The organism is Pseudoalteromonas sp. (assembly GCF_036960685.1).
Classification (GTDB): Bacteria; Pseudomonadota; Gammaproteobacteria; order Enterobacterales; family Alteromonadaceae; genus Pseudoalteromonas.
This window is the reverse complement of record NZ_JBALXK010000055.1, coordinates 1-4256: the sequence shown is the minus strand read 5'-3', so window position 1 is coordinate 4256 and position 4256 is coordinate 1. Positions and strand designations below refer to the sequence as shown.

Sequence of the window (4256 nt, the reverse complement as noted above, 5' to 3'; positions counted from 1 at the left end):
GTAGGTAATAGATGCTTCAGGTAAAGGGACCGAAATATCTAAGGTGTGATCTCCGCCAAAATTCCAATCATCATTTGATAATGACATATAACCGGTTGATGAAAATTCGGTATGTGCATAGCGAACACCGGTAATAACACTTACCTGCTCTGATAGCTGCAGCTCAGCCATAATATAGGCTGCGTAGGTATCTTCGTATAAGGTATAGTCTTCTTTAGTGCTGTCGATTGATACTTCGCCACCGGTGGCACTGTCGCGTGTAATTTTTGTTGAGTCAACCATGTACTCAAGGTCTTCGTTGCTAACAAAAGGATAGGTAAATAAGCCACCCTCAGGCACCGCGAAGTTATAATCTGTAACATTTGAGTTGGCGACGGTAATACAGGTTTCATCTGTGCCACAGTCCAGTGGATTTATTGCATAGCTCCAGCGATCTTTATCACGGAAGTGTTCGCGTTCGTTATAAGTGCCACCAATTTTAATGAAATTCAGGTACTCAAAATCAAAGTCTTTTTGTAAGTTTAGCTTGATACTGGTGACTTCGTCTGTTCGGACACTGTCTTCCATAAATAAGTTGTCGTATTCCATATTTGATAAATCGCTGATATCACCATCGGCTTCACCGGCAAAAACATCATTATCTGGATCTAACGCAAAACCACCTAAGGCAGCTGCTTCTTCAGGAGTAAGCACTTTCGCAACAATATTATTTTTACTACCTTGACCGTAGACAATATTTTCGCGCTCACGAAATTGCACGCGGCGATCACCCACTGATTTATCATCTGTTTTAGAATACGCGTATTCATAATCTACACGTAAAGTATCGGTAATATAGTTTTCACCACCGATGCTGTAATTGGTTGTAGTCGTTTCACCTTCTTGAATGAAAAATTGGTTGTAAATATCGATATCAGACAGTGCAAACTCTTTTGTATCAGCATTTACATAGATAATTTCATCTGCTTGGTCGCCATTATAAAAGTTATAAAACTCTCTTTGTGCGACGTCATTATCGGTGTAATTTGAGTAGTTACCACGAATGTAATAAAAACTGTCTGCGGTTGGTTTAAATTCAACATTAAGTGTTGCAGTGGTACGTTCTCTGTCGGCTATTTCACGGCGGTTTTCGAGTTGCGCGGGGATCAAAATTTCTGGGGCGACACTGAGTTCTTCCTCGCTTAGACCAATTCCCCCTTGTAAAAAGTTTAATTCGCGGGTGCTATGATGGCGTACTTCATCTACTTGGGTTTTTCTGTCTTCATAGGATAGAGCAAAACCAACCCCTATTTTCTCGTCTAAAAATAGTTGTGTACCATCAATGCTAAATTTAGGCGATTGCTCTTCGCGTAATTCACTGTATGAATTTTGTAGCTTCATTTTTAATGTGTTTTTGCCACGATCATAGGCAGAGATAGCTTTTACGTTGACTGCACCACCAATTGAATTGAGGTTCATATCTGGGGTAAGGGTTTTAAATACTTCAATGGCACCGAGTGAATCACTGGTGATGCCATCAAGGCCAATTTTACGGTCATCACCCGCACCAGACAGTTCTGCACCATTCATGCTCACTGATACGAATTTAGGGCCTAAACCACGCACGGCAATGTATTTTCCTTCACCTTCACTGCGTTCAAGTGTCACACCTGGAATTCGACGCAGTGATTCTGCAACATTTTGGTCAACAAAGTTTCCCATGTCATCCGTGGCAATCACTGAGCTAAATGCTTTTGCATCACGCTCCATAGCACGTGCTTTTAAATCTGCTTGATAAACGCCTGTTACAGCAATGATTTCAATATCATCTTCAGCTTCTACGTTTTTTTTATCTGCTGTTATTTCGGCGTTTGTTGTTGGTTTGTCACTTTCTACCTTTGGCTGTACAGGATCAGCTGTTTGCGCATAAAGTGGCATAGCTACCATTAATGCTGCTGCGATCGTGCTTAATCTCATGCTCTTCATCTTTGTTCCTTTTCCAGGCTTTTAATTGTGTGTGCAAGATATGCGATTCCCGTTGATTCAAATCCCAACTTGCCACCGGTGGCAAAATGGAATAACATGAAGTTAACACTGTATTAATGAAACTGTCAATTTACATATTGACAATTTTTTATTTTAACCAGCATTAAAAACGAAATAGCCAAGGAACATTATGCAAGTTCTGAAGAATAATAATTTAAACTATCTCAATATCGTATTACTAAGCATCATTATTGTGTTGACGGTTTTTGTTTCGACTAATTTATACGCTGCACAAGTTAACACACCATTGGCTTTTCCAACGGCAAAAGGATTTGGTAAGTACGCAACTGGTGGCATTAATGGCACGCTATATAGAGTGACTACATTAGAAGATAATTTAGATAAACCGCAACCAGGCAGCCTTCGCTATGCAATTAAGCAAAAGCATCCTCGCACTGTCGTATTTGCGGTATCGGGTGTGATCAAATTGGCAGGGGAACTTAAAATCTCACATGGCAATATAACCATCGCAGGGCAAACTTCGCCAGGTGGGATTGCCATTGTTGGTGCACCTGTGACGGTTTCATCCGCAGATAATGTGATTATTCGCTACTTACGCTTTCGCTTAGGTACATTTGGTTATGCTGATGATTCATTAACGGTGCGTAACAGTGAGAATGTCATTATTGATCATTGTTCATTGAGTTGGTCAGTGGATGAAACTGCGAGCTTTTATAATAACCGTAACTTTACGTTACAAGATTCAATTATTTCACATAGTTTAAGCCATTCAATTCACCCTAAAGGCGATCATGGTTATGGTGGTATTTGGGGCGGCGCAAATGCGAGCTTTATTAATAATATAATTGCCAATCATGCCAGTAGAACACCAAGGATCAATGGTCATCGGCTTAAATCACCGTACCCACAAAATGAAGAGTTTGTTGAGCTTATCAATAATATTATTTTTAACTGGGGGCATAATAATGTGTATGGATCTGAAAATGGTCGTTTTAACCTGATCAATAATTACTATAAGCCAGGTAAAGCAAGTAAGATCATGCAGTTTGCTGATATTTGGTACTCACCACAGATCAAAGAAAATCAAGCATATATTATGGGGAATGTACTTGAGAACAATCCACAACTTACTGAGCATAATTATTTAGGTGTAAATTATCGTAAAGCGGTTAAAGCAAAACGCACCATCAGTAATGAGAATAGTCAGTGGTTAAGTGATAAAGCAATCATTACGTCACCTATGCAAACAACGCTGGTTTATGTTAGTGCTGAGCAGGCATTTAGTGATGCCATTAAAGGGCAACATATAGGTGCAAGTCGTAATGCACATGGCTATTTCCATGACAGTATTGATACGCTTGTTTATCAACAGCTCACTGATAGTGTCGCGATAAAGAAAAATGGTTTGATTGATCATGAGTTTGAGCTAATTGGTAATTGGGATGCATATAAACAGGAATTTACAGGTGCTCCCGCAATCGTTGATGCTAATGAAGATGGTGTTGCGGATGATTGGTTCAAACAGCATCAGCCGCAATTAAAAAATGCAACTGCAGCGCAGGTTTTGCAGCAGTACTTAAATTCGCTTAGCGACTAACAAAGAAAGCCTTGATGACTTAAAATAACCATTAACTCATCAAGGCTTTAATTTTAACAACAATAATGATCAACGAGTTTTAGCAAATTGTGCTGTTAAAAAGTCATCAATAACACTGGTCGTAGGCGTTAACCACGGCTGGAATAACCAAAATGAATGCGGCGCATCATCGAACTGGTAAATATCACTGGGTATATGCAACGCTTGTAACTTTTGTATTGCGCTGTCTCGACCTGCACGAAAGCGTGGCACTGAGCTATTAATGAAAAGTGTCGCAGGCGCGTTTTTATCAATATAGAAAATAGGCGATGCGTCGCGCCAACGCTGTGGGATAGTTTCATACCTACCTCCCAACCATTTGCTGGCTGATGTGACGGCCTTGGCTGGGTTGTTTTCAAAAGGCAGTGCTTCAGGGGACGTGAAGTCACTTAAGCCATCTATATTGATCAGCGCTTGAACATTAAATCGCTCGGAGTTTGTGTCGCTGCTATCAACAATTCCGCCGCTGTAGGCTAACAGCGCGGCTAATTGGCCACCTGCAGAGCCGCCCGATAAAGCAATCTTAGTGCTGTCTATATTATACTGAGCAGCATTATTTTTAAGCCAATAAAACGCATCAACTAAATCCTCAATTGCTGCAGGATAAGGCGCTTCCTCGCTGAGGCGGTAACTG

The 4256-nt window shown here is 40.6% G+C and carries 3 protein-coding genes; 1 reads left to right on the top strand and 2 read right to left on the bottom strand.

What is annotated here, in order from left to right:
- Positions 1-1965, bottom strand: a 1965-nt coding sequence (locus tag V7783_RS20955) for a TonB-dependent receptor domain-containing protein (RefSeq protein WP_335680377.1), incomplete at its 3' end; no start/stop codon positions are given.
- A gap of 190 nt (positions 1966-2155) precedes the next feature.
- On the opposite strand from V7783_RS20955, the gene V7783_RS20950 reads away from it, so the two are divergent.
- The gene (locus V7783_RS20950; RefSeq protein ID WP_335680376.1) at positions 2156-3583 is read left to right on the top strand and encodes a pectate lyase family protein; all 1428 of its coding nucleotides are present in this window, start codon (positions 2156-2158) and stop codon (positions 3581-3583) included.
- Positions 3584-3652: 69 nt separating this feature from the next.
- Here V7783_RS20950 and V7783_RS20945 read toward each other — a convergent pair.
- The coding region (locus V7783_RS20945; RefSeq protein WP_335680375.1) for an alpha/beta hydrolase at positions 3653-4256 on the bottom strand (604 nt) is incomplete at its 5' end.